Genomic DNA, 26422 nt, shown 5'->3' on the forward strand with positions numbered 1-26422 from the left:
CTGGTGGAGTTCACTTTTTCTGTTTACCGCTGCCGCCTGGCATTCCTGCTTAAAACAAAAGAGCTTCCCGTTTTCGGGAAGCTCTTTTGTTTTAAGCCAATAACCTGATAGGCTATTTTTTCACGATGCGGCGGGTAACACTGGTATCACCGCGGCCAACCGTTACCAGGTAAGTGCCGGCTTTCAGATCGGCCATGTTCAGCTTCCCATCAGCGGTCAGAGCCTGGGTGCTGATAACACGTCCGGTCAGATCGGTGATGCGAACCTGTAACCCTTCCGTGGAACCGGCAACCTGAATGGTCAGCTGTTCTTCCACTGGGTTAGGGTACATCACCAGTTCGCCGTTGCTCAGGAAGTTAACCGTTTCGATGCCACTGTAAGCAAACGTGCCGTCCAGATCAACCTGCTTGAGGCGGTAGTACGATACGCCGCTGAGGGGGCGACGGTCCACTTCACTGTAAGACGACGCCGAATTGGTTGTTCCCTTACCAGGCGTGGTGAGAATGGTTTCGAAAGACTTGCCATCCTGGCTGCGCTGCACTTCAAAGTGCTTGTTGTTCAGCTCAGCCGCCGTATTCCAGTTCAGGGCAACCTGACTGCCCTTTACGCGGGCCGTAAAGGCAACCAACGTAACCGGCAGGGGCGAAGGAGCAATGATGCCGGGAATAATCTGCGGCTCGGGCGGGGTCAGGTAGTTCTCGGTTCCAGTTAACTGTAAACCAGAGGGGTCAATGTTATTGTATTCAAAAGTGTAGAAATAATACGTAGTACCCGAGACAAGGCCATCTACCTGTACTGTGTTGTTGGAGCCCGAGTACACGACAAAATAGCCAGGAGCGAACTGCTCAATACCGTAAGTCTGGTTGCCGGTCTGATAAGGCTGACCATCCTGAGGGCGAATATTAGCGGGTAGAGTAGAGTTCTCGCTGGCCAGAATCAGACGACCCTCACCAAAACCCTGAGCTGCAAAATTAGGCGGCAGGTTGAAGTTGACAATAGCTGTACTGTTGTTGCGGGTAACAGTGGCCTCGCTACGCCGGGTAGGCTCTACATCAATAGAACTGCCCGTAAGTAGCCCATTGACTGCAAAGTTTTGAGGATTTGGATTGGAGAAGTCGCTACTCTGGAAGCGTAGGGTTGAATTGGCCGAGCCCAGATAAGTAGGAACATAGCGCACAAAAATGGGCTGATTGACAGTGAATGTAGCGGGATTCGGAGTTAACGTGATTTCATCACTGAATGTCACATTGTCCAACGACAGCTCAAATTGCGGCGTCAGGCCTGGGTTCAATGGGTTGGGATCCACTCGCTTGCTGATAGTGATGGGCTGTAACACCCGCTCAGCATTCACCGTCAGTGCCTGGAAGGCAGACGGCGTGTTGAGCACTACTAGGCTAACTGGCTGGAAAGTATTAGCTAGCTGGATAGAAGGTTCGCTGGTACCGTTGGCCCGAACGCCCTGCTCGGGAGCCGGACTGCTGGTATTAACGATTACAGTAGTAGTGCTTAAAGCAGAAGGGGGCAGGAAACGTACGTAAATACGCGTAACAAGAACCTCACCGGAACCATTCTGATTCAGCACTAATGAATTGCCTGTAGTCGTGATGCCCGTGAAAGTGGAGTCAAGTGCTACTTGAAAATACTGGGGGGCAGTTACTGTAATTGGACGTAGTAGATTAGTACCACTAACCGTGTAAAACTGTGCAGCTGAAGGAACGCCGGGAACCGTAGAGAATTGGGCTAACGTCCGCTGAATATTAAGTGTTGAATTGCCACCCGTGCTATTAGCTGTGATAGTTACCACTTGATTGGTGGCACCTGTGCTGGAGGCGGTAATGGTACCAGTGAAACTACCGCTCGGTATTGGCCCCCGGAGTTCCACCTCAATCGTGCGGGTGGACACTGTACCGTTAACCGGATTGATGGTGATAGGACCAGTGACAGGGGTTCCCCCAGCGGATGTATCACGAAATCTAATGATGTCACTCGAACCCGTTAACACGAGCGGTGCAGTGAGGTTACCGGCGTTAACCGTGAACGAAAGCGTCTGGGCAGAACCGGTGCTGGTGACGGTACCAAAATCCAAGCTTGAAGGATTCACCGTGATAAACGGACCAGCCGGAGCCGGATTAGCCTGGCCCTGCAGAGCTACTGAAGTAGATGCGTTAGTTGCAGAAATTAGGAGCGGAACGCTATAGGAACCAGCCGTCGAAGGATTAAATCTAACCTGGAAGGTGAAACCCGCCGCTGCTTCTGCTGGCGTCAGGATAATGGACGAGCCATAAGCAGAAGTCGTCGTCTTGCGTACCTGGAATCCGGTAGGGGCCGTTACCGTAACATTACCCGCTACATCGGTGCCCGTAACCGTCACGTCAGTCGGAAGAGTAGACTGGCCAGTGAAAACAGTGCCGAAATTAATGGACGTGGGGTTAGCCGTCAGCGTACCTTCAGTGCCGTTACCCATCAGGTCAATCTCTACATCTGTAGTGCCAGGGCTCGATACAACCAGCGCGGCGTTATTGGGGCCGGCAGTTGCAGGCGCAAAGCGTACCTGAATTCGCGTGCTGGGCGTAACGCCATTATTGGAGGGCAGCGAAAGCGTCTGTACAAAGGCCCCACCGCTAGGGTTACGAACCAAGTAACCGGCCGGAGCAGTCACGGTGAGGTTGCCCGTCAGGCCTTGGCCGCTTACCCGAACAGTCTGTGTAGCGAAAGTGCCAACAGCTATATCACCGAAATCAAGCTCAGTAGGCAAGCCCGTAATGGTAGGGGTTACGGTGCTGGTCAGTTGCACGTCGTCGAGGCGGAAATCACCCGTAGCTGCTCCTATACGCTGAAAGCGCAGAGCCACCAGCGCATTGCCAGGTACGGCTGCCGGTAACGTCAGCGTGGCCGTACCCCAGCCTCCGGTGCTACCAGCGGAGTAGGTATAGCCAACATTGGTATAGGTCGAGTAGGTCACGGCACCATTCACTGGGCTTACTGTGCCAATGGCATAACCAATACGGAACCGGTTGTTACCGGCGGCAACAGTAGTGCCAGTAAACTGACCGGCCGGGGCGTTGAGCTGGAACGAAAGGCTACCTCCCGAGAAGCCAGCTGTATTGATGGAGCGAATGAAAAAGTTGGCTGCAGCTGCGCTGTTAGGAAACAGAATATTCGGACCGCCCGACGTGCTGCCAGTACCCACTAGTGACAGCACCGGGGTATCCGTTCCGCTAGCCAGATAGTCTAATCCTTTCTCGCTGTCATTATCGAATCCGAGCGAGGCCTCATAGGCCGCTACCTGCTGGCCTTCGGTGGCTGTAGTGCCCATGCGCTCAGTAAAGACCTGGGCCTTTCCCAAAGACGGCAGTCCCACCAAGAGAGACCAGATGGCCAGCAACTGTAGCCAACTCCGGTGCCGGGCCGGCGAATTGTAAGTTTTTTTCATAATATGAAGAAGTGAGTTGTTCAAAAATGAGCCAGACGTGCATCTTTAAGCCGGAACCTTATAGGTTCCGGAGCACATACGTATTCAAAGCGGAAGTAGGTACGGGGTTTTTAGAAATATTTTCTGCATATTCGCGAGTATTGCTATATATTGAGAAAGGTGTAAGGCATTGCCAGCACTGCTGCGACACATTTCATGCCAATGAGAGTATTATGTTATTATTTTGTTGACCTTTTCAGGTATTTCCTCTCCGTATTGAAAGCAGTGGTACCTGGTACGGGCTACTGGTTACGAGACTGTAGAAGCAGTCAGGATTGAGAGCCCGCCAAAAACACAATGTCTTGTAAAAAAATTCCAGTGATAGGGTAATAATTTACGAGTCAGCGGTATTGGGTGCAAAGGTAATGCCTGTGACGCACACCTACTGCAATCCAGGTACTTTTCACCGGTATTTTGGTATTTTCAAAAAGGGCTAGTGCGGGACTATTGCACGCATAAGGCCCCAGATAGTCAATCAGGATGATTGACTATCTGGGGCCGCGAAATGTCCGGTGGCTACTTGGTGAGCAACGTAAAACTATACGGAGAAACTCTCGCCGCAGCCGCACTCCCGCGAGGCATTGGGGTTGTTGAATTGGAAACCCTTGCCATTGAGGCCGTCCGAAAAGTCGAGCTCGGTACCAGCCAGGTAAAGGAAGCTTTTCATATCCACCACCACGCGCACGCCCTTATCTTCAAACTCCTGGTCCATGGGTTTTACTTCATTATCGAAGTCGAGCTTGTAGCTCAGACCAGAGCAGCCACCGCCGGCCACCGAGGCACGCAGGCGGTAGGTTTCGTCCAGCTCGGCATCGTGCATGAGCTTTTCAACTTTCTCCTTGGCTTTGTCAGAAACAGTAATCATGGGGCAAAAGACTTAACGGAGCGCGGACCGGCGACGGCCGACTGCAGGGTAGTTCGGAAGCAGAACACCAAAGATATGGTGCTTGTTCAGAAACATTCTAAGAACTGGGATTCAGCACCACACTGAATACAGTAATCGTATTCAGGTCGCGGCTGTAGTAGAGTTTGTCAAGGGCTTCGTAGACGTTGTGGGCCCGAAAATAGGACGTCTGCAATTCCCGGTCGCCGCGGGCGCGCCACTGAATGGTATAAGAGCTTTCCTCGTCGCGGTAGCGCTGCACGTAAGCCAGCATTTTGCGCAGGGCGTCCAGCTTGTCGTGTCCGCTTTCGTAACGAAACAGGAAGCTCTGGTGGTGGCGCGGGTTCACCGTAATCAGATCCAGCCGGGTGAGGCCGTCGAGTTGGCGGAACTCAAACACCAGATTACCCGCGCCCAGCCCCAGATAGTCCTCAATCTGCCGCTGAATCCGGGCACTTTCAACGTGTACGTCGGTGGGGGAGAGGTCCATGAGTTGAGGAACTAGGAGGAAGAAATTGGGAGAATAGTACAGCAAAAGAGCCAGGAGCCAGAATCATGGGCTCCATACCGGAACGCTTGATTCTAACTCCTGGCTCCTGGCTGCTAACTACCGCTTAGTGGTGCGACTTAGCCGTTTCCAGTTCGGGCAGGCCGTTTTTCACGCGGTAATCGTTGATGGCCGACTTGATAGCATCCTCGGCCAGTACCGAGCAGTGAATTTTCACGGGCGGCAAAGCCAGCTCTTCCACTATTTCCATGTTATCGATGGCCAAGGCCTCGTCCACGGTTTTCCCTTTCAGCCACTCGGTCGCCAAAGACGACGAGGCAATGGCCGAGCCGCAGCCGAAGGTTTTGAATTTGGCGTCGGTGATGGTGTTGGTGGCTTCATCCACCTCGATTTGCAGACGCATAACGTCGCCGCACTCGGGGGCGCCCACCAGACCGGTGCCTACGCTTTTCTTGCTCTTGTCCAGCGTGCCCACGTTGCGGGGGTTGCTGTAATGGTCGATTACTTTATCGGAGTAAGCCATGGCTTGTTTGAATGAAGATCTTAGATGTGAGAAGTTAGAACGTAGAGGACACGAGAGTCAAGATTGATTCGAACTGATTTCTAGGCTCCCGAATCTAAGTTCTACAGAATTAGTGTTCGGCCCACTCAATTTTGTCGAGGTCGATACCTTCCTTGAACATCTCCCACAGGGGCGACATTTCGCGGAGCTTCGTTACGGCCTCTTTCACGTGGCCGATGGCGTAGTCAATCTGCTCATCAGTGGTGAAGCGGCTCAGGCCGAAGCGCAGGGAGCTGTGGGCCAGGTCGTCGCTCAGGCCCAGGGCCTTCAATACGTAAGAAGGCTCCAGGGAAGCCGAGGTGCAGGCCGAGCCCGACGATACGGCCAGGTCTTTGACGCCCATCATCAGGCCTTCGCCTTCCACGTATTTAAAGGAGATGTTGGCCACGTGAGGCAGGCGGTGTTCCACCGAGCCGTTCACGTAACTTTCCTCCAGGCCCAGTAGCTCTTTTTCCAGCCGGTCGCGCAGGGTGCTCAGGCGCGCGGCGTCGGCGGCCATCTCCTGTTTGGCCAGCTCACAGGCCTTGCCCAGTCCCACAATGCCGGGCACGTTGAGCGTACCCGAGCGCATGCCCCGCTCGTGGCCGCCGCCGTCCATCTGGGCGGTTACTTTCACCCGGGGGTTCTTGCGGCGCACGTACAGGGCACCGATGCCTTTGGGGCCGTACATCTTGTGCGCCGTGAAAGCCATCAGGTCGATGCCGTCGGCCAGTACGTCTACCGGAATCTTACCCACGGCCTGGGTACCGTCGGTCATAAACAGAGCCCCGTGCTGGTGGGCAATGGCGGCAATTTCACGAATGGGCTGGATGGTGCCGGTTTCGTTATTGCCGTACATGATGGCCACCAGGATGGTTTCCGGGGTCATGGCCGCCTTCAGTTCCTCCAGGCTGATGAGGCCTTCGGAATTAACGGGCAGGTAGGTCACCTTGCCGCCCATCTTCTCGATGTGCTTGCAGGTGTCGAGCACGGCTTTGTGCTCAGTGGTAGTGGTGATGATGTGGTTGCCCTTCTGGGCGTACATCTCAAACACGCCTTTGATAGCCAGGTTATCCGACTCCGTGGCGCCCGAGGTGAAGATAATCTCCTTGGGGTCGCAGTTGATGAGACCGGCAATCTGCTCGCGGGCGTAATCCACGGCTTCCTCAGCGGCCCAGCCGAAGGGATGGTTGCGGGAAGCCGCGTTGCCGAATACCTCGGTCAGGTACGGCATCATAGCCTCCAGAACCCGCGGGTCGAGGGGCGTGGTGGCGTTGTTATCGAGGTAAATAGGTAGCTTGAGCATGGCTCGGAGTTCTGGTTTTGCAGCGGAGAATCATTCGCAGGTAGAACACGCAAACCGGCAAACAGGTTTACGATTCTTCCCACCTTTGTGGTGCAAAAGTAGAACAAATCCAAAGAAGCTGCGCTATGCCCTGGCTGGCGCCTTTCCCCTTGCTACCCCCATGTTTACCAACCTCGAACACCTCGGCCTGGCCGTGCACGACCTGGAAGCCGCCACCGCCCTCTACACCACCCTGCTGGGAAATACGCCCTACAAGCGCGAGCACGTGGCTTCGGAGGCCGTGGACACGGTTTTCTTCCAGGTCGGCGGCTCCAAGATTGAACTGCTGGCCGGTACCTCGCCCGACAGCGCCATCACGAAATACCTGGCCAAAAAACCGGAAGGCATTCATCACGTGGCCTTTGAAGTAGCCGACATCCGGGCCGAAATGGCCCGGCTGCGGGCTGCGGGCTTCGTGCTGCTGAACGAGGAACCCAAGCAGGGCGCCGACAACAAGCTCGTGTGCTTTGTGCACCCCAAATCGGCCACCGGCGTGCTGGTGGAGCTGTGCCAGTCAGTGCCGGCGGCGGCAAATTCAGCAGGGTAGAAGCCGGTTTCGATTCTTACTGCTCTTCCATCGCCCTTCCCTTCCATCGCCCCGAACATATTCTATATTGCTGCTGATGAATTCTAAATTTCTGCGTTCCGAGGCCGATGCGGCGGTGGATGCGCTGCTGCTCCAGCAAGTCATTCTCTACCCCACCGATACGGTCTGGGGCCTGGGCTGCGACGCGGAATCGCCGCGGGCGGTAGAAGAGCTCTACCGCCTGAAGAATCGTCCCGCCGAGAAATCCTGCCTTGTGCTCGTCGCCGATACGGCCATGTTTGCCCGCTACGCCGCCGTGGTGCCGCCCCATCTGGCTGCGCTGCTGGCAGCCCAGGAGCAGCCCACCACTTACGTAGTGCCCGGCAGCCGCCATCTGGCCCCCAACCTGCTGGCTCCCGATGGCACCATCGGCCTGCGGATTGTGCTGCACGACGAGTTCTGCCGGCTGGTGCTGCGCCGCCTGGGCCACGGGCTGGTATCCACTTCGGCCAACCTGAGCGGGGAGCCCACCCCGGCCTTGTACGCCGACGTGGCCCCGGCCATCATCCGCCAGGTAGATTACGTGGTAAACTGGCGGCAGGACGACGCTACCCGGGCCGCGCCTTCGCGGGTGGTGCGGGTGCTGGCCGACGGGACGCTGGAGGTGCTGCGGAGCTGATTTTCGGGGTGAAGCGGGCCGGCATAAGACCGGCAGTCAAGCTCGGCAATAAGCTATTAATGAGCCGTTTTGCCGGCAGTTGCGTATAAGACCGGCATACATCCACCAATGCGTTTAGCTTACCTTATGAAATCTTCCCTGAAATCCTTCCTCGTGCTGGCCGCTTTCGCTCCGTTTGCCCTGGCTTCCTGCTCCGAGAAAACCCAGGAAAATGCCGAAGCCACGGCCGAAAGCGCCGCCAATGATGCGGCCAACGCTACCGATGCGGCCGGCAATGCCATCGAGAATACGGCCGACAACGCCGCCGCCGAAATGGCCCCCGAGCCCGGCGATACGGCCGTGGTGCAGAACCGCCCGACCGATGGCGTGGTGGAAGAAATGCCCGCCCAGCAGTAGACTGCTTCCTGGCCGAACGGCTTACCAGGCTCCCCCGGACGCGCTCCGGGGGAGCTTTTTTGCGGGGCTGTATTCCGGCCCGTGCTACCTTTGCGGCATGGAAAACCCGCGCCTGCCCGATCTGCCCCTGTTCCGAACCATCGCCGACGCCGCCGGCGCGCTGGGTTACCCGGCCTACATAATTGGAGGCTTCGTGCGCGACCTGGTGCTGGAACGTGGCAGCAAGGACGTGGACGTGGTGTGCGTGGGCGATGGCATTGCGCTGGCCCAGGAAGTAGGGCGCCGCCTGCCCGGCCGGCCCCGCGTGACGGTGTTCAAGAACTTCGGGACGGCCATGCTGCCGACGCCCGAGATAGAGGTGGAATTCGTGGGGGCCCGCCGGGAAAGCTACCGGGCCGAGAGCCGCAAGCCCGAGGTGGAAGCCGGCACCCTGGAAGAAGACCTGGCCCGCCGCGACTTCACCATCAATGCCTTGGGCCTGAGTCTGAACCCGGAAAACTTCGGGGAGCTGGTGGACCGCTACGACGGCATGGGAGACCTGCAGCGCCAGCTTATCCGCACCCCCCTCGACCCCGATATTACCTTCTCCGACGACCCGCTGCGCATGCTGCGCGCCATCCGGTTCGCCACCCAGCTCAACTTTGACATTGACCCCGACACGTTCGATGCGCTGGCCCGCAACAAGGAGCGCATCAAAATTGTGTCGCAGGAGCGCATTACCACCGAGCTGAACAAGATCATCATGGCCCCCAAGCCAAGCTATGGCTTCAAGCTACTCTTCAGCTGCGGACTGCTGCAGCTTATCTTCCCGAAGATGGCCCAGCTCCAGGGGGTGGAAAAAGTGGGCCAGCACGCGCACAAGGACAACTTCTACCACACCCTGCAGGTGCTCGATAACGTGGTGGCGGTCGGCGGCGACCTGTGGCTGCGCTGGGCGGCCATTCTGCACGACATTGCCAAGCCCGCCACCAAGCGCTACGACAAGCGCGTGGGCTGGACTTTTCACGGCCACGAGGACAAGGGCGCGCGCTGGGTGCCCGGCATTTTCACCGACCTCAAGCTGTCCCTGGGCGAGGAGATGCGCCAGGTCCAGAAGCTCGTGCGCCTGCACCTGCGGCCCATTGCCCTGGTCAAGGAAATCGTGACCGACTCGGCCGTGCGCCGCCTGCTGTTCGAGGCCGGCGACGACGTGGACCGCCTCATGCTGCTCTGCCGGGCCGATATCACCAGCAAGGACCACCAGCGCGTGGCCCGCTACCTGCGCAATTTCGATGTGGTGGAGCAGAAGCTCAAGGAGGTGGAGGAGAAGGACCACCTGCGCAACTTCAAACCCGTGATAACCGGCGAAATCATCATGGAAACCTTTAATCTGCGCCCCAGCCGCGAGGTGGGTGAGCTCAAGGAGGCGCTGCTGGAAGCTATTCTGGAAGGCAAAATCCGCAACGAGTACGAGGAGGCCTTCGCGCTGCTGCTGGAGCTGGGCCGGCAGAAGGGACTTCAGGCGGTGGCCCGATAGAACTCCCGCCCGTTTCTTTAACTCGACCTACCGCCAACAAGCCCCCGGCCGCCCCAGCTAATGGGCGCGACCGGGGGCTTGTGGTGTAGCTTACAAACGCATGAAGGAAGCGCTGACCATCCTGTTGCAGCAGGGATACTGGTCAGGGCTTCCTTCGGGTCTCACCTTTTTCACTCACAAATGGACCCTTTTACGCGTGCTTTGCCTGTGGCGTAACAGATGCGAAGAACCCGCTATCAGTTGCCTGACGAAAAACGAGCCGGCAATAGGTTGCTTCTGGCAAGTACAACGAACGAACCGCCCAAGGGTTGCGCCTGATTACCGCTAACCGCCGGATTGTCAGGCGTACAGCCTGCGTTCAGGGCTGAGAAACGGCCTGTGGCCGCTCCCTGGCCCCGACGCTTTTTTTTGAGCGAGCGGTCCGCAAATAGCCGGCGGCGGCTCCGGCTGGCTACCTTATTCCGATACCGACCGGATGCTGGACGCCCCTACCGAGCTGCGGCTCACGTTGCTCACCGGGCCGCTGTATTCGATAACGCTGGCGCCTACTGCATCGGCATCCAGCTCCTCCGTTACGCGCAGGCGCACTTTGCTGGCTCCCACCACGCTCACAGAGGCCCGGGTGGCCGTGAAATTGGGGGCGGCTACTTCGCAGGCACCGGCCCCGTTCAGGTTCAGCTCATCGGCCGAGCCCTGCAGGGCGGTGCGGCAGCCCCCGGCCAAATCCAGGTTCAGCTCGCTGAAGCGGCCATCCAGGCTCAGGCGGCTGCCACCGGCCTGCTCCACTCGTAGGTCGCCGGTACCGAAACCGCTTACCTGGGCCTGAGTGCCGCCCACCAGCTCCAGGTGGTTGAGCTCAGGCAGCTCGATGGTGATGAGCACGTGGCTGTTGCTGTTGCGGCCGAGGCTGAATACGTTGCGGTTGCGGGGGCGCAGGGTCAGCTTCTGGCCGTCACGCGCTACTTTCAACTCGCGCAGGTCGCTGTCGGAGCCGGCGGCGCTTATCCGGTAGCGGCTGCCCGGGCGCAGTACCACCCGGTAGGGGCCGGCCACCGTCACGTGGTCGAAATCTGACTCCTCATAGGTGCGACGGGCCGAGCCGTAGCTGCTCTCGTTGGTATCGAAGGCGCGGACCTGGCCGTAGTCGAGGCGAACATTAACGTCGGAGCGGCCGGCTTCGTAGTCGTCGCGGTTCTCGTCGTCCTGGTCCTGGTTCTGGTCCTCGTCGTTGCTGCCGCGCAGGTCGGCATCGGCACAGTTCAGGCATTCGAGCTTGTTGCCCCGCATGCGGTACACGTAGTTTTCGGGGTGGTAAGGCTCCCGACGGTTAAGAAAGTCATCAGAGTTAAGCCAGTTGGCAAACTCCTCCGTCATGCGGAACGTCCGGTCGCGGGGCATGAGCAGGCGCAGCTGCATCTGCTGGTCGCGCAGGCGGGCGCTAGGCTGGTACGTGAAGTGGTCGTCCACGCTCAGGGTAGAGTCGTTGAGCAGGCGCGCCTGGTGCCGGGTAGAGGTAGCGGCGTTGCGGCGGGCCAGCGAATCGGTAGCGCCTTTGGCCGAGATGATGCGCTCCAGCCGCGGGGCCTGGGCACTGTCGATGCCGATCATATCCAGGTCCACCCACTGGTCGTTGTTGAGCTGGCGGCGCTCCAGCACCAGGCGGGAGCTGGTCAGCCCCCCGAGGGCGGCGGTCTGGGTTACCTCCGACTCGCGCTGAAACTCCCGGCTCACCCGCACGCCGGCCACCGAGCTGCCCACGATGCCCAGCAGCCAGAGGCCCAGCAGCGTCAGGTTAGCGGCCCGCGAGAGCACCGAGCGGCGCAGAATCAGCCCCAGGCCGGTCAGTAGCAGCGAGAGGGCCGGAATGGCCACGAGCAGGAAGAAGGACAACACGGCCCAGAACGACACGTCGTTGAAGAGCAGGAAGGGCTCCAGGGGGCCGAAATCCATGCGGTCGGGCGAAGAAATCAGACCTACGCCCACGCCCAGCCCGATCAGAATGGCCAGCAGCAGGCTGAAGCCCGTCAGGATCAGAATGCCGCCTACCACGGCCCGGATAAGGCTGCCCAGGCCGTTGAGCAGGGGCCGGATGTTGCTGAAGGATTCCTCCAGAAACATGCCCACGGGCCGGTTATTGGGCGTGCCGTGCTCGGAGCCGGCCGCGTACGGATTGTTGCGCAGGTTGCTGTCGAGGGCCGAGAGCGTGACGGCACTGCCCCGCATGCGGAGCTTGTCGGAGGCGGTTTTCGCCTCCGGCAAGAGAATCCAGAGCACAATGTAGAGCGGGAAGGCAAAGCCCCCGGCAAACAGTCCTACCAGGAACAGGATGCGCACGACAACCACGTCAATCTTGAAATACGCGGCCAGACCGGCTGAAACGCCGCCCACTTTACCATTATCAGTGTCGCGGTAGAGCTTCTTGAAGGTGGGGTCCTCGTCGGCCGGCGTGGCGTCGTAGCGCTTGGGCAGCACGGCCCAGAGCACGACGTACACCAGCACCGCGAAGCCGCCCAGGCCGAAGCCCCGGATCTGCAGGTCAGGGTCGCCATCGAAGTCGAAGATGCCCCGGATAATGGGTTTGAACAGCGCCAGGGCCACGAAACCGAGCCGGATCCAGAGCGGATTGACGGTAAAGTAGTGGGCAATGCCGGCCGCAACGCCCGCAATCTTGCGGTTGGCCATGTCCCGGTAGAGGCGCTTGGTTTCGGTGGCGGCTTCGGGAGCGGGCGGTGGCACGGCGCCGGCGCTGCGGTAGCTGCTGGAGTAGCCCGTGTAGGCGCCTTCGGCGCTGCCGTTGGCCACGGCGGCGGCCAGCAGGTCCTCGTCCTCGTCGGCTTCGTCGGCCGTCTGAAAGTCGCTGACCCGGCCCATTTTGGCCGTCATGGCTTCCACGTCGTCGAGGGTGATGACCTGTTTGAGGGGGGAGAGGCGGGCGGCGAAGAGCTCGGCAATGCGACTCTCAATGTCGGCCACGATTTCCTCGTGGCCGCGGTAACCGCTGAAGTGGGCTTTCACCTCCGTGAGGTAGCGGCTCAGGACTTCGTAGCCATCCTCCTCAATGTGGAAGATCATGCCCTGAAGGTTGATGCTGATGTTCTTTTTCATCTCAGTTGCTGCAACAATTCAACAATAACGGGAAGCGGAAGCGGGGCCTAAAGCGGCGGTTCCGGGAAAGGGACGCTGCCCGCGGCGTGGGGCTTCTGGCGGATGATGCGGATGGACTCCTGAACTTCCTCCCACGTGAGGCGCAGCTGGTGCAAAAACTCCTGGCCGGCTTCGGTGAGGGTGTAGTACTTGCGGGGCGGGCCGCTGGTGGATTCCTTCCAGGTGTAATCCAGCAGGCCCGCGTTCTTGAGGCGCGTCAGCAGCGGGTAGAGCGTGCCCTCGACCACAATCATGCGGGCCGCGGTGAGCTCCTCGAGCATATCCGACGCATACACCTCCCCGCGGGCTATGATTTCCAGGATGCAGAACTCCAGGATGCCCTTCCGCATCTGCACTTGGGTGTTCTCGACTTTCATGGGCTGAGGCAGATTTCGGTGAAGAATAAGTCAAAGGTAGCAAAAGGTACTATGCAACGCAAGGTACTGTTGAAAATAATTTATCAACCCGCTTTTTGGGCTGTTTTTGGCCTATTCTCAGCAGAAGTAGCAGCATTCCCGGCCACTCAGCGCCCCACGGCTCCGGCATTGCAGCGGCCGGCGCGCCTTCCGGCGGCGACCCGGATACTACCCCACCGGGCCGGGCCCAACCAGAACGGCGGCCTGCTCATCGGGGCAGTGAAAAGGCGGCCGGGGGTAGCAGGATGGGGGAAAGGCACGTATCTTTGGGGGTTGTAATCAACTGATAATCGATAACCTGAATCCGGCGCGCACTATTCTCCAGTATCTTGCGTTGCAGCGGCGTCAGCCCCTTCTTTTTAGTTTGCATTTGGCTTCACTTTCTATGCCCCACTTTTTCCGTAGTGCCGCCCTTCTGCTGGGGCTGGGCCTGAGCGCATCGGCCCTGAACCCGGTTCTGGCCCAGACCAAGACGCCCAAGTACAGCAACGAATTCCTCAACGTGGGCGTGGGCGGCCGCGCCCTGGGCATGGGCAAAGTGCAGGTCAGCCTGGCCGACGACGCCACGGCCGGCTACTGGAACCCCGCCGGTCTGGTGAACCAGAAAACCAAGTACGATGCTGCGCTGATGCACTCGGAGCTATTCTCGGGCATCGTGAAAAACGACTACGCGGCCTTCAGCATGAAGCTCGACGACAAGAGCGCCCTCGGGGCCAGCGTCATCCGGCTGGGCGTGGATGACATTGCCGACACCCGCAACCTGGTGAACGAGTACGGCTACATCGACTACGACAAGATCCGCTACTTCTCAGTGGCCGACTACGCCGTGCTGCTTTCCTACGCCCGCCAGATCGGGAGCGTGGAGGGCCTGCAGGTGGGCGCCAACGCCAAGGTGGTGTACCGCAACATCGGCTCCTTTGCCGACGCCTGGGGCTTCGGCCTCGATGCCGGCCTGCAGTACCAGCGCAACAACTGGCGCCTGGCCCTGATGGCCCGCGACATTACCACCACCTACAACGTCTGGACCATTCACCGCGACCAGTTCGAGGGTTCGGCCAACGCCCTGGATAATATTCCGGAGAACAGCACCGAAATCACGCTGCCGCTCTTCGTATTCGGGGCCAGCCGCCTGGTCCAGCTGCCCGGCGAGTTTACGGCCCTGGCAGCCCTTGACCTGGAGCTGAGCACCGATGGGCAGCGCAACACCCTGGTGTCGAGCAAAGCCGTAAATCTGGACCCGCGCGCGGGCCTGGAACTGGGCTATAAGAACCTGGTCTTTCTGCGCGGCGGCATAGGCAACGTGCAGCAGGTACAAACCTTCACGGGCTCCGAGGCCTGGAAGGCCCAGCCCAGCCTGGGCGTGGGCGTGGCCCTGAGCAGTCTGCGTCTGGATCTGGCCCTGGCCCGCATGGCCGTCGAAAAGCTGGGCCAGAGTTCCCAGCCCACCTCCATCATCGTTTCGCTGGGCTACGGCCTTAAGTAAGGAGTGCCGGCGGCCGTGGCTGCCGCCGCCCATCTCAGACACCGAGTAAGCAGAAGTTATGAAGCAGATATACCAAGTTCTGGGCTGGCTGGTCGCCGCGCTGTGCGTGTTGAGCGCTCCGGTGGCGCAGGCCCAGTCGGGCCCCTACGGCAACGAGTGGATTGTACCGGGCCAGCAGTACTACAAGATCAAAGTAGCCCGCGACGGCCTCTACCGCCTCGATTACCAGTACCTGCAGCAGGCCGGTATCCGTAGCGCCGACCCAACCCGGCTGCAACTCTGGCGCCGCGGCAAGGAAGTAGCCATCCACGTGGGGGGCAACACCGCCGCCCTGGATGCTACCACATTCGTGGAATTCTTCGGTCAGCGTAACGATGGGGTATTGGATCGGAACATGTATCAGGATCCCGGTGAGCAGACACACATGCTCTACAGCCTCTACACCGATACGGCGGCCTACTTCCTGACCGTGTCGCCTACCACGGCGGGCAAGCGTATGGCCCGGCCCCAGGCTACGGCCGGCGCCCCACACGCCGTCTGGCAGCAGCAGGTTACCCGCATTCAGAATGACTCGCATTCGGATGTAAATGAAACCGATCTGGTATACCGGCCCTGGCTGGAAGCTGGGGAAGGATTCTTGTCGTCGGGTATCGGCTTCGTCAACGGAGCGCCCCTTGGGGGTGCTACCCCGCGGGGAACGTTTGTCATCGATTCCCTGGAGTCGGTAGCGGCTACGGGAGCGGCTCCGCTGCTGGAAATAGTAGTGGTGGGAGGAGTCTCTAATCGATCAAACACGGGGGCTATTTCGGTGATTTCGGGCAGTGGGGAACGGCAGCTGGCCACATTCTCGGTCACGGGCTACAGCAAAGTAGTGGGCCGGTATCCGATCCAGCGTTCCGATATTGGTGCCAACGGCAAGCTTACAGTAAAGGTCGCTCTGACGCTGCCTGCCACCCAGGGGGTTGATTTTGTGCGGGTGGGCTACATTCGGGTAATACACCCTCAGACCCGCCGCTGGATTGCGTCCCGCACCGGCATCGCCTTCCGCACCGACTCAACGTTAACTGGCCCTGCTACCTACACCTTCGACACCATTCCGGCTTCCGTAGTGGGTTACGACGTAACCGACGCCGGTAATGTGCGCCGCATCGAAAGCCAGGTTAGCGGCAGTAGCCGGCAGTTTGTCTTTCCCGACACCGACGGCCGCACCCACTATCTGCGTCTGCACGATGCCAACCGGCTCCGCCAGCCCCTGCCGGCCCAACTCGTGCGGCTTCGGCCGCTGAGCCCTGCTGCCAATTTCCTCATCATCAGTGCCCGGGGGCTCATGCAGCCTACCTCCGATGGCAGCATGGCCAACCCGGTAAACAGCTACGCGGCCTACCGCGCCTCAGTACAGGGCGGCCGCTACGATACGCTGAGTGTAGCCACGGAACAGCTCTACGACCAGTTTCACTACGGTGAAAAGTCGCCGATGGCTATCCGGCAGTTCGCGCAGTGGGTGATGGCAACCGGGGGCACCAAACCCCGTTACCTGCTGCTGCTGGGCAAGGGGTATATTGCCGGAGAGCGAATCAACGGACGCTTCCATCGTACTACGCCGCCATCGGTGTACAGGGCCAGCCCCGATTACGTGCCCAGCAGCACCCGGGCCGGTTCAGATATATTTTTTACGGCCGACTGGCCCAACAAACAGTACCTGGCAAAGATGTTTACGGGCCGCGTAGCTGCCCAAACCCCCGACCATATCCGTAATTACCTGCTCAAGCTACAGGAGCACGAAGCTTTGGGCCTGGAGCCCTGGCGGCGGAATGTGCTGCTCATGGCCGGTGGCCAGAAAGAAAGCGAGAACATTCAATTCAACGCCTATGCAGCCACGTACGGACGGATCATGAAGCGTCCGTTCTTTAATGCCAACATCGTGCAAACGATTCAGCGGTCCGACTATCCGGGGCAGCTTACTACGCCGGTGCAGGTCAACATTACGCCGGAGGTCAACGCGGGCCTGTCCATCATCAGCTATTTCGGACACGGCAGCACCCGGCAGCTGGATGTGCGGCCCCTGGACCTTCGGCTGCCGGCCAGCGGCTACGCTAACAAGGGCAAATATCCTGTACTGTTTGTCAGCGGCTGTGCGGCAGGTAGCTCCTTCACCGGGGACGGCTCCATTGCCGAAGACTGGATTCTGGCGGCCGACAAGGGCGGCATAGGCTTTACAAGCTCCTCCACATTCGATGTTGGACCGAATATGTACGCCCTGGACGAACTGACCTTTACGTTGCTGCTCAACGACCCGCAGTGGTACGGGAAACCCATTGTCGAGGTGCAGAGCGAAGCCCTCCGGCGGCTGGAGCCTCGGTTTAATTCATCTGGCAATCTGTACGGTATTGCCACGCTCATGAGCACGACCTGGCAGGGCGACCCGGCCCTGGCGCTGTTCTCGCCGCCGCAGCCTGATTTTCAAACTGCCGATAACCGCCTGCAGATTTCACCGGCGGCGGTGGCCCCTCAACCCGGCACGGCTTTCAGCCTGAAGCTGGGCGTGAGCAACCCCGGTAAAATCACAACCGGCCCGCTGGCTATCCGCGTGACGCGCACGGTGGGCAGCTCGACTACCACGGTTAACTTCAGCGTGCCCCAGGCCCGGCAGGATACTACCTACACGCTCGCCCTGACCAACCCGGCTACCGGCAGCGTAGCGGGCCAGAATACGTTTCAGGTCGACCTCGACCCCGATAACCTGATTGCCGAACTCGACGAAACAAACAACCGCGCCACGCTCATCTACAGCTTCCTGACCGGCGGCGTCACCACGCTCAGCCCCCCGGAGTTTGCCATTGTGGGCAGCCCCAACGTGCGCCTGGTGGCCCAGAGCAATGTGCCCACCAGCACCAGCCGCGAGTACGACCTGGAACTGGACACGACCCAGACCTTTGCCACTCCACTGCTCCGCACGCGCCTCAGCGCCGTCATGGTGCCGGAGTGGACGCCGACGCTGCCCGCCACTTCCGGCCAGGACAGCGTGGTATGGTACTGGCGGGTGCGCCTGCACGACGTGCAGGGCGATGAAAGCCCGGAGTGGGCCGTAAGCTCCTTCCGCGTTATCAACGGCCGTACGCAGGGCGGCTGGTCGCAGAGCCACCCTGGCCAGTTCCGCCGCGATGAGCGCAACGGCGTTGAAGTAGCCGTGCCCGGTGGGCAATGGGCCTTCGACGCCGCCAGGAAGCAGGCCACGGTAACTTCTACGCGCATCGGCCCGGCCCGGCAGTGGGAAACACTTTACCATACCATCCGGACCAGTAGCACGGGCGGCTACACGCTGCGCTTGCTGGGCATTGACACGCTGGGCAACACCGTGGAGCTGAATCCGAACGTGACCAATACAGCGTTGCCTCTGAGCGCAGTTTCGGCGAAAACCTATCCCTACCTGCAACTGGAGGCCACCCTTACGGATGCTACTGCGGGCACCACGCCCCAGTTGGAACAGTGGCTGGTCACCTACCAGGGCGTGCCTGAAGGGGTGGTGCGACCCTCGGCCACTCCGCTGGCCGCCGCCGACCTTACCCAGCAGGCCCAGAAAACCGGCAAGGTCACCATTGAAGTACCCTTTCAGAACGTGGCCGACTTCGACTTTGAGGCCCCGCTGGTGGGCTACATCGTGCTACGATCCAATACCGGCGGAGCCCCGCGCGAACGGTTTTACCCGCTGGCCAACCCGGCCCTCACGGCCCACACCCAGCAAACGTTCCCCGTTACGCTGGACGTGCGCGGCCTCTCCGGTATGCTCTCGGGCGAGGTCGTGCTCAATCCGCGCCGCCAGCCGGAACTCAATTACTTCAACAACCAGCTCAGCATTCCGGCCTTTGAGGTCATCAACAACGATACGCCCCCGGTGCTGGACGTGGCCTTCGATGGCCGCCACCTGCTCAACGGTGAAATCGTGTCGCCCCAGCCCATCATCAGCGTGCAGTTGCGTGATATCGACAAGCTGCGCCCCATTACTGACCGCAACAACTTCCTGCTGGTGCTCACCCGCCCCGGCGGCGCAGGCACGGCCGTGAACCTGAACGATGCCGGTATCGTGTTCGTAGCCGACTCGGCCCAGGGCACGGCGCGGCTGGAGTACCAGCCAGGCAAGGCGCAGCCCTTAGAGGCGGGCGTGTACACGCTGGAAGTGCAGGGCCGGGACGGTGCGGGCAACCTGGCCGGCTCGGAGCCCTACCGCATCACGTTCGAGGTCATCACCAATTCGTCCATCACCCACGTGTTCCCCTACCCGAACCCGGTGACGAGCAAAACCAAGTTCGTGTTCACGCTCACCGGATCCACGCCGCCGCGCAACATGAAAATCCAGATTGTGAGCCTCACGGGCCGGGTAGTGAAGGAAATCATGATGGCCGACATGGGCCCACTGCGCATCGGTAACAACATGACCGAGTACGCCTGGGACGGCACCGACGACTTCGGCGACCGGCTGGCCAACGGCACCTACCTCTACCGCGTCGTGCTCGACGACCCCGACGGGGAATTCAAGCAGCGCAAAACCGGCGCCGACAGAGCCTTCCAGAAGGACTGGGGCAAGCTGGTGCTGCTGAAGTGAAGTAGTGGATGAGGGAAGTGGTGAATGAGTGAACCGAAGCCACGGGGCTTTCCTTCTCTTCCTAACTTCGACCTGCAAAAAAGCCCCTGACGCGCGTACGTCAGGGGCTTTGTGTTTATCAGGACTTGGTGGTGCTGGGTGAAGGATGGATTGCTTGGGCCTACGGCCTCGCAATAATAAAACAGGCACGCATGCACCACCTCACGCATTCACCGCTTCCGGAGCGTGACGAAGCTGAAGGCGTAGGCGTGCTTTTCGTCGGGCTCGTGCCGCTCGCGGGCTTCTTCGCGCCACTCGCCGGGGGGCAGGTCGGGAAAGGTGACGTCGCCCTCGAAGGCGTGATGCACCTCGGTCAGGTACACGACTTCGGCGGCGGCCAAGGCTTGCTGGTAGATTTCGCCGCCCCCGATGACGAAAATGTCCTCATCGGTAGTGCGGGCCAGCTCCAGGGCCTGGGGCACCGAGGCGGCCGTTTCGCAGCCCTCCGCCCGCCAATCGGCCTGGCGGGTAACCACGATGTTGCGCCGGTTGGGCAAAGCCCGCCCGATGCTCTCGTAGGTTTTGCGGCCCATTACGATGGGGTGGCCCTGGGTGAGCTGCTTGAAGTGCTTCAGGTCCAGGGGCAGGTGCCAGAGCAGGCGGTTTTCGCCCCCGATAACGCCGTTATCGGCCACGGCTACAACGAGTGCGGTCATGCAGTGAAGTGGTGAAGTGGTGAAGTGGTGAATGAGGGAGAAGACGGGAAAGAGAACGTCATTCCGAGCGAAGGCGGAGCCGGAGCCGAGGAATCTCGCGTGCTGACGTTGCCAAAGTAATCCTGTTGCCAGGTTGCCATAGTAGCATCAGCGCGCGGAATCTACTAGGATGTTACCAGTACAACGTCAGCCCGCGAGATTCCTCGCTTCGCTCGGAATGACGTTCCTTTTATTGACAACTGGCAACTGACAACTGACAACTGACAACTGACAACTGACAACTTAACCCAGCAGCTTGGCATCAAATCCGCGGAGAAAATCCTGGACGGGCATACGCTTCTTGCCTTCGAGCTGGACGTCGAGCAGGTCGAGCAGACCGTCGGCGGTTTGGACGCGCAGGTAGGTGCGGCCGTCGGTGAACCAGCGGCCGGCGCCGCCGGTGTCGGGGCCGCTGGCTTCTTCGTCGCTGAAGGGCTGGGCCCGGAACACTTTGAGCGTGCGGCCGTCGGGGAGTTGGGTGAAGGCCGTGGGGATGGGGGAGAGGCCCCGCACCCGGTTGGCCAGCGCCGGGGCCGACTGGGTGAAATCGAGGCGGCCGGTTTCCTTGGTCAGCTTGGGGGCCGGCCGCAGCTCCGGCAACTCGGGCTGCGGGATGCTGGGGGCCTGGCCGGCGGCAATGGCCTGTACCGAGCGCAGAGCCAGCCGGGCGCCGGCCGCTTTCAGCTTCTCGTAGAGGCTGCCGAAGTCGTCCTCCGGGGCAATGTCCACGGCATCCTGGTAAATGAGGTTGCCGGTGTCAATTTCGTGGCGCAGGAAGAAGCTGGTCACGCCCGTCTGGGTGTCGCCGTGGATGAGGGCCCAGTTGATGGGAGCCGCCCCCCGGTACTGGGGCAGCAGCGAAGCGTGCACGTTGATGGAGCCCAATGGCGGCATGTTCCACACGGCTTCGGGCAGCATCCGGAAGGCCACGACCACCTGCAAATCGGCGGCGTAGCTCCTAAGCTCTGCCTGAAACTCCGGGGCCTTGAGGTTGGTGGGCTGGAGCACGGGCAGACCATGAGCCTCGGCGGCGGTTTTCACGGCCGAGCCCTGGAGCTGGCGGCCGCGGCCGGCCGGCTTATCGGGGGCCGTTACCACGGCCACCACCCGGCACCCGTCCCAGTTAACCAGGGCTTCCAGCGTCGGCACCGCAAACTCTGGGGTGCCCATGAAGATGATGTTCAGCATGACAAGGAGTGAAGTAAGGGATTGGGTGAATGCGTGAAACCGGCTGGCGAGGAAGGGGCGTCATTCACGCATTCACCGACTCACGCATTCACTCAGTTGAAATCCGGGTACAGCAGGTATTTCTTGCGCAGAACCTTATACTGGCCCAGCGCCGGCTGCCACCCGGTCCGGATTTCGGCTTCCGACTTGCCGGCTATGATTTGCTCCCGGACCGTGGCGTTGCCCATCAGCCGGTCGAAGCCCCGGTCGGAGAGGAAGAAAGTGGCCTTGCTGGTGCTCTGGCGGTAGTAATCGAGCAGGTAGGCAAGCGTAAAGGCAGTTTCGCCCACGCCCGCCAAATCCTGGCCGTAGCAGCGCTTGCCGTTCTGGGGTGGGGCCGTGGAGCCGGGGTTGGGCCGGGGCACGAAGCTGAACGGGCGGCTGGCGGGCTGGGTGGGCGCCCCGATAACCTCAAACGGCCGGTCGGTGCCGCGGCCCACGCTCACGTCGGTGCCCTCGAACAGGCAGAGGCTGGGGTAGAGGTTGACGCTGTGGGCCGTGGGCAGGTTGGGGGAGGGGCGCACCGGCAACTGGTAGCGCGTGTTGTGGGTGTAGCCGGCCACCGGAATCACCGTCAGGCGGCACTGCCGGCCCCCGGCCAGCCACTTTTCGCCGTTGATCATTTGGGCCAGCTCGCCCACCGTGAGGCCGTGCACCACCGGAATCGGGTGCATGCCCACGAAGGTTTTGAACTGGGGCTCCAGCACGGGGCCGTCCACGTACCAGCCGTTGGGGTTGGGCCGGTCGAGGATGATAACTTCCTTGTTCTGCTCGGCCGCCGCCTCCATCACGTAGTGCATCGTGCTGATGAAGGTGTAAAAGCGCGCGCCCACGTCCTGAATGTCGAAGACCAGCACGTCGATATCGCGCAGCATCTCGGGCGTCGGTTTTTTGGTGGCGCCGTATAAGCTCAGCGCGGGCAGGCCGCTTCGGGCATCCTTGCCGTCTTTGATGGTGGCTCCGTCGGCCGCCTCACCCCGAAACCCGTGTTCCGGCCCGAAAATCACCTTTACCGCCACGCCCTTGGTCAGCAACGTATCCACCAGAAATGCCGGGCCTACCCGGGCCGTCTGGTTTACCACCAGGCCCACCCGCTTGCCCTTAAGCAGGGGCAGGTATTTATCGAACTGGGCGGCGCCTACTTGCAGCCGCTCGGCCGCGGGCAACAGCACCTGCGGGGGCGCCGCCACGGTCTGGCGCAGTGTGGTATCGGGCGCGGCCTGGGCGGCGGCGTTGGGCACCGACGGGGCCGGGCGGGTGCAATCGGCTAGAAAAACGGACAGGCTGAGAAGGCCTGCGGAAAGGAAAGACGACATGGGGCGGAGCGAGAACTGGAAAACTAACGGGATTCATCTAGCTTTACGCCAGTGAACGTCTCGCAGTACATATCTAACAAGATTGACGGAGCCGACGCAGGTTCGTTTACCTCGTCGGTGACAAAGATAGCCATCATCAGCATTGCCATGGGCTTGGCGGTGATGGTGGTGTCCTTTGCCATCCTGGAAGGGTTTCGCAACGAAATCCAGAACAAGATCTTCTCCTTCGGCTCCCACCTGCAAATCAGCAAGTACGACACCAACAACTCCCTGGAAGTGGAGCCCATTGCCGGGCCGCGCCTGGTGGAGGAGCTGCGCCGCAACCCGCAGGTGGCCTCCATGCAGCCCTTCGCCCGCAAAACGGCCATCATCAAAACCAAGGATGAGGTGCTGGGCGTGGTGATTAAGGGCGTGGATGAAAAAACCAGCCCGTCCTCGATGCGTCAGAATCTGGTGGCCGGCAAGTTCATTTCCTTCTCCGACTCGGCGGCCAGCAACGACATCCTGCTCTCGCGCAAGGTGGCCGACAAGCTCCGCCTCCAGCCCGGCGACAAGGCCCTGTTCTACTTCATTCAGAACCCGCCCCGCGTGCGCCAGTTTACCGTGAGCGGCATTTACCAGACCGGCCTCGACGAGTTCGACGAAGCCTACGTCATCGGCGACATCCAGCAGATCCGGGACCTGAACGCCTGGCCCGATTCCCTGGTGGGGGGCATGGAAATCACGCTCCAGGATTTCAACCGCCTCGATCCGGTAGCCGATAACCTCTACGAGAACCTGCGCTACGACCTCAAGCTGGATAAAATCACGGACCAGTACGCCCAGCTCTTCGACTGGCTGCAGCTGCTCAACCGCAACGTGGTGATCTTCCTGATCCTGATCATTTTCGTGGCCACGTTCAACATGGTGGCCACCATTTTCATCATGATTCTGGAGCGCACCAACATGATCGGGGTGCTCAAGGCCATCGGAGCCACCGATAACCAGATCCGCAGCATGTTCTTCTTCCGGGGCATGAGCCTGACGGTGCGTGGCATCTTTTACGGCAACCTGATCGGGCTGGGCTTCTGCGCCATCCAGTACTTTTTCCACCCTATCCCCCTCGACCCCGAGAACTACTACATGGACCGCGTGCCGATTCACTGGGACCCGTTCATCATTGTGGTGCTCAATGTGGCCACCTTCGTGACTTCCCTGCTGGCCGTGCTGATCCCGACCTACCTGATTTCGCGCATCAAACCTGTTACTGCCATCAAATTCGACTGATCACGGATTAGCGCGGATTTGAGTGGGTTTCACGGATTTTGCAGACCATCAAAAAGCAGTAGCCCCGACTCCTGACAGGAGTCGGGGCTACTGCTTTTTTACAACCGACTACTCACAGATGAGTGCTGTCTGCGGCGCTGCGCCGACTACAAAATCCGTGAAATCTGTTAGAGCCGGCTGGCTAATCCGTGATCAGCCAGCGGCTTTGCAGGATCAGGTTCGGGTCGGGGCAGATTGCGGCCCACTGGTCCCGCTCCGAAACCAGCCCTACGCCGGGGAAGTCGCCCACGCGGCCCTGGAGGTCGGCCATGATCTGGAAGTGCAGGTGGGGCGGCCAGTCGCCGTTTTCCGGGGCCGGGCCGACTTCAGTAAACGTCTGGCCTTTTTCGATAATGAGGCCGGGGCGGAGCAGGTTGGTTTCGCGGCGGCTGAGGTGGCCGTAGAGGGTGTAGAACGGGATGCCTTCGAGCGCGTGCTCAAGAATGACGGTGGGGCCGTAGTCGCCGAAGCCCGCGTTATCCTGCACGCTGTGTACGACGGCCGCCAGCGGGGCCAGTACGGGCGTGCCGGCGCGCAGCCACACATCCACGCCCAGGTGCAGGGCGCGGGCGGGCACGGCCGGGTCGCCGAACAGGCCGGGGCTGCGCCTGTAAATCACGCGGTTTTCGAGGTAGCCCCCTACGCCGATGCGGGCGTTCTGGGCGGCCAGCAGGCGCGCTACCAGGGCCTCGAAGGCGGCGGTGTCGCGCAGGTCGGCGTTCTGGAGCAGGGGGTTGGCGGCCGTGAAATCGAGGCGGGCCACGTCGTGCGCGCTCAGGTCCACGGGCAGGACGGGGCTGAAGTCGGGTTGGTGGCGTTGGAGCAGGTCGGCGAGCATGGGGTGGTTAACGGAGGTTTGGGCAGAACGTCATGCAGAGCGCAGCGAAGAATCTCGCGTACAGTCGCTGCAATATTACACCAAGGACTTCAGGCAGGATTCATTACCAGGTGCTGAAGGACGTGCGGCCAAAAACTAAAAACCATTAGCCAGTAACCAAAAACAAATAATGAATAACGAACTTTGTCTTTGAAATCCACCCGAAAGCCCTGATTACCGCTATGAGTAGCCCTTACCTGACGCTGAATGTTGTTGAGCTCACCCAGGAAACGCCGGACGCCGTCACCATCCACTTCGAGCGCGCCGACCGCCAGCCGGTCGCCTGTCAGCCGGGCCAGTTCCTGACCCTGATTCTGCCCTGTGGCCCCGGCGGCAAGAAGGAGCGCCGGGCCTATTCCCTGAGCAGCACCCCCGGCGAGGCCCCGCGCCTGGCCGTGACGGTGAAGCGCGTCTCGGGCGGTTTGGTGAGCAACTACCTGCTCGATACCGTGCAGGTGGGCCAGCAGCTGGAGGTAATGGCCCCGCTGGGCAACTTCACGCTCGCGCCCCAGCCCAACGCGGCCCGCTCCATCGTGCTGGTGGGCGCCGGCTCGGGCATCACCCCGCTCATGAGCATGCTCAAGGCCGTGCTGCGCGAGGAACCCAAGAGTCACGTGCTGCTCGTGTACGGCAACCGCAACGAGGATTCGGTGATTTTTGCCGACCAGCTGGCCCGCCTCGAGCAGCAGTACGCCGGCCGCTTCCAGGTAGAGCACGTGTTCAGCCAGCCCCTGCGGCCGTCGGCGGCGCACAAGCACACCGGCCGCCTCAACCGTACCACGTTGCTGCGTATTCTGGAGCAGCGCCACCAGTTTCCGGCGGCCCAGGCCGAGTATTTCCTCTGCGGCCCCGATGGCATGATGGTGGAGGCCCAATCGGCCCTGGAGCTGCTGGGCGTGCCGGCCAGCCGCATCCGCCGGGAGAGTTTCGTGGCCGCCGCCGACTCGGCCGAATCGGCCGCCGGCCAGCCCAACGGCCACGGCGACGTATCGGCCGCCGAGGATGAGAGCCAGGACGGCACCCGCACCGTGACCATTCACTACGAGGGCTCGGAGTACCAGTTCGCCGTGACGCCCAGCCAGACCATCCTGGAAGCCGCCCTCGACCAGGACATTGACCTGCCCTACAGCTGCCAGGCCGGCCTCTGCACCGCCTGCCGCGGCAAGTGCCTCACGGGCAAAGTGCACCTGGATGAGCGCGAGGGCCTCTCGGACTCCGAAATGAACCAGGGCTACGTGCTCACCTGCGTGGGCCACCCGCTCACGTCCGACGTGGTCATTGAAATCGGGTAAGGGCGGGCCGTTTGAGCTGCGTTACAAAAAAAGGCTTCCGGACCGGGCAGGTACGGGGGCCTTTTTGCTTTTTGTGCGTAGTATGCTGTCAGAATTGCGGAGCGGCCGGCGCTGGCACGGTTCTGGCGCGCCGGGTGGCCCGGCTGCCAGGCAGAAGTTCTG

At 60.7% G+C, this 26422-nt stretch carries 19 protein-coding genes; 8 read left to right on the forward strand and 11 right to left on the reverse strand.

All coding sequences use genetic code 11. From position 1 onward, the window contains the following. Positions 1–112 precede the first annotated feature (112 nt). The 5 genes from KLP40_RS05715 to KLP40_RS05735 all read right to left on the reverse strand — a co-directional run bounded on the left by KLP40_RS05715 (position 113) and on the right by KLP40_RS05735 (position 6710). A complete protein-coding gene (locus KLP40_RS05715; RefSeq protein WP_215592791.1) occupies positions 113–3433 on the reverse strand; it encodes a T9SS type A sorting domain-containing protein in 3321 nt (1106 codons plus the stop codon). Between the two features lie 577 nt (positions 3434–4010). Then, positions 4011–4337 carry a HesB/IscA family protein gene (locus KLP40_RS05720; protein WP_215592792.1) on the reverse strand — a complete coding sequence of 109 codons (327 nt, stop codon included), beginning with the start codon at positions 4335–4337 and terminating at the stop codon, positions 4011–4013. A 97-nt stretch (positions 4338–4434) separates the two neighbouring features. After that, positions 4435–4845: a hypothetical protein gene (locus KLP40_RS05725; protein WP_215592793.1), complete on the reverse strand. Its 411-nt coding sequence runs from the start codon at positions 4843–4845 to the stop codon at positions 4435–4437. A gap of 124 nt (positions 4846–4969) precedes the next feature. After that, entirely contained in the window at positions 4970–5386 is a 417-nt protein-coding gene (gene iscU / locus KLP40_RS05730) for a Fe-S cluster assembly scaffold IscU (RefSeq protein WP_119655535.1), read from the reverse strand. A gap of 109 nt (positions 5387–5495) precedes the next feature. After that, on the reverse strand, positions 5496–6710 hold the full coding sequence (locus tag KLP40_RS05735; RefSeq protein ID WP_215592794.1) for an IscS subfamily cysteine desulfurase: 1215 nt from the start codon (positions 6708–6710) through the stop codon (positions 5496–5498). 160 nt (positions 6711–6870) lie between these two features. On the opposite strand from KLP40_RS05735, the gene mce reads away from it, so the two are divergent. The 4 genes from mce (at position 6871) to KLP40_RS05755 (ending at position 9866) form a co-directional block, all read left to right on the forward strand. Continuing rightward, the gene (mce, locus tag KLP40_RS05740; RefSeq protein WP_215592795.1) at positions 6871–7296 is read left to right on the forward strand and encodes a methylmalonyl-CoA epimerase; all 426 of its coding nucleotides are present in this window, start codon (positions 6871–6873) and stop codon (positions 7294–7296) included. Positions 7297–7372: 76 nt separating this feature from the next. Further along, complete coding sequence (locus tag KLP40_RS05745) at positions 7373–7954, forward strand: L-threonylcarbamoyladenylate synthase (protein ID WP_215592796.1); 582 nt, start codon at positions 7373–7375, stop codon at positions 7952–7954. A 126-nt stretch (positions 7955–8080) separates the two neighbouring features. Next, positions 8081–8350 (forward strand): hypothetical protein, encoded by a 270-nt coding sequence (locus KLP40_RS05750; RefSeq protein WP_215592798.1) that lies wholly within the window; start codon positions 8081–8083, stop codon positions 8348–8350. A 97-nt stretch (positions 8351–8447) separates the two neighbouring features. Continuing rightward, positions 8448–9866: a CCA tRNA nucleotidyltransferase gene (locus KLP40_RS05755; protein ID WP_215592799.1), complete on the forward strand. Its 1419-nt coding sequence runs from the start codon at positions 8448–8450 to the stop codon at positions 9864–9866. A 456-nt stretch (positions 9867–10322) separates the two neighbouring features. Here the strand turns inward: KLP40_RS05755 and KLP40_RS05760 are convergent, their stop codons facing one another. Both KLP40_RS05760 and KLP40_RS05765 read right to left on the reverse strand, forming a co-directional pair. Then, positions 10323–12971 carry a PspC domain-containing protein gene (locus KLP40_RS05760; protein ID WP_215592800.1) on the reverse strand — a complete coding sequence of 883 codons (2649 nt, stop codon included), beginning with the start codon at positions 12969–12971 and terminating at the stop codon, positions 10323–10325. 47 nt (positions 12972–13018) lie between these two features. Then, positions 13019–13387: a PadR family transcriptional regulator gene (locus KLP40_RS05765; RefSeq protein WP_215592801.1), complete on the reverse strand. Its 369-nt coding sequence runs from the start codon at positions 13385–13387 to the stop codon at positions 13019–13021. Between the two features lie 424 nt (positions 13388–13811). Here KLP40_RS05765 and KLP40_RS05770 point away from each other — a divergent pair, with 424 nt between their 5' ends. Beyond that, positions 13812–14909, forward strand: a complete 1098-nt coding sequence (locus KLP40_RS05770; protein ID WP_215592802.1) for a putative type IX sorting system protein PorV2 — start codon at positions 13812–13814, stop codon at positions 14907–14909. A 58-nt stretch (positions 14910–14967) separates the two neighbouring features. Then, a complete protein-coding gene (gene porU2, locus KLP40_RS05775) occupies positions 14968–19509 on the forward strand; it encodes a putative type IX secretion system sortase PorU2 (protein ID WP_215592803.1) in 4542 nt (1513 codons plus the stop codon). A 209-nt stretch (positions 19510–19718) separates the two neighbouring features. Here the strand turns inward: porU2 and KLP40_RS05780 are convergent, their stop codons facing one another. The 3 genes from KLP40_RS05780 to KLP40_RS05790 form a co-directional block, all read right to left on the reverse strand. Then, complete coding sequence (locus KLP40_RS05780; protein WP_215592805.1) at positions 19719–20204, reverse strand: dihydrofolate reductase; 486 nt, start codon at positions 20202–20204, stop codon at positions 19719–19721. A gap of 282 nt (positions 20205–20486) precedes the next feature. Next, positions 20487–21431 (reverse strand): methionyl-tRNA formyltransferase, encoded by a 945-nt coding sequence (fmt, locus tag KLP40_RS05785; RefSeq protein WP_215592806.1) that lies wholly within the window; start codon positions 21429–21431, stop codon positions 20487–20489. A gap of 92 nt (positions 21432–21523) precedes the next feature. Beyond that, complete coding sequence (locus KLP40_RS05790; RefSeq protein ID WP_215592807.1) at positions 21524–22786, reverse strand: exo-beta-N-acetylmuramidase NamZ family protein; 1263 nt, start codon at positions 22784–22786, stop codon at positions 21524–21526. 51 nt (positions 22787–22837) lie between these two features. On the opposite strand from KLP40_RS05790, the gene KLP40_RS21520 reads away from it, so the two are divergent. Further along, positions 22838–24052 (forward strand): ABC transporter permease, encoded by a 1215-nt coding sequence (locus tag KLP40_RS21520; RefSeq protein ID WP_215592808.1) that lies wholly within the window; start codon positions 22838–22840, stop codon positions 24050–24052. A 181-nt stretch (positions 24053–24233) separates the two neighbouring features. Here KLP40_RS21520 and KLP40_RS05800 read toward each other — a convergent pair whose 3' ends face one another. After that, the gene (locus KLP40_RS05800) at positions 24234–24929 is read right to left on the reverse strand and encodes a peptidoglycan DD-metalloendopeptidase family protein (RefSeq protein WP_215592809.1); all 696 of its coding nucleotides are present in this window, start codon (positions 24927–24929) and stop codon (positions 24234–24236) included. A 221-nt stretch (positions 24930–25150) separates the two neighbouring features. Between KLP40_RS05800 and KLP40_RS05805 the strand changes: the two genes are divergently transcribed. Beyond that, positions 25151–26260: a ferredoxin--NADP reductase gene (locus KLP40_RS05805; RefSeq protein ID WP_215592811.1), complete on the forward strand. Its 1110-nt coding sequence runs from the start codon at positions 25151–25153 to the stop codon at positions 26258–26260. Positions 26261–26422 lie beyond the last annotated feature (162 nt).

The organism is Hymenobacter piscis (genome assembly GCF_018760735.1).
In the GTDB taxonomy this organism is placed as follows: Bacteria; Bacteroidota; Bacteroidia; order Cytophagales; family Hymenobacteraceae; genus Hymenobacter; species Hymenobacter piscis.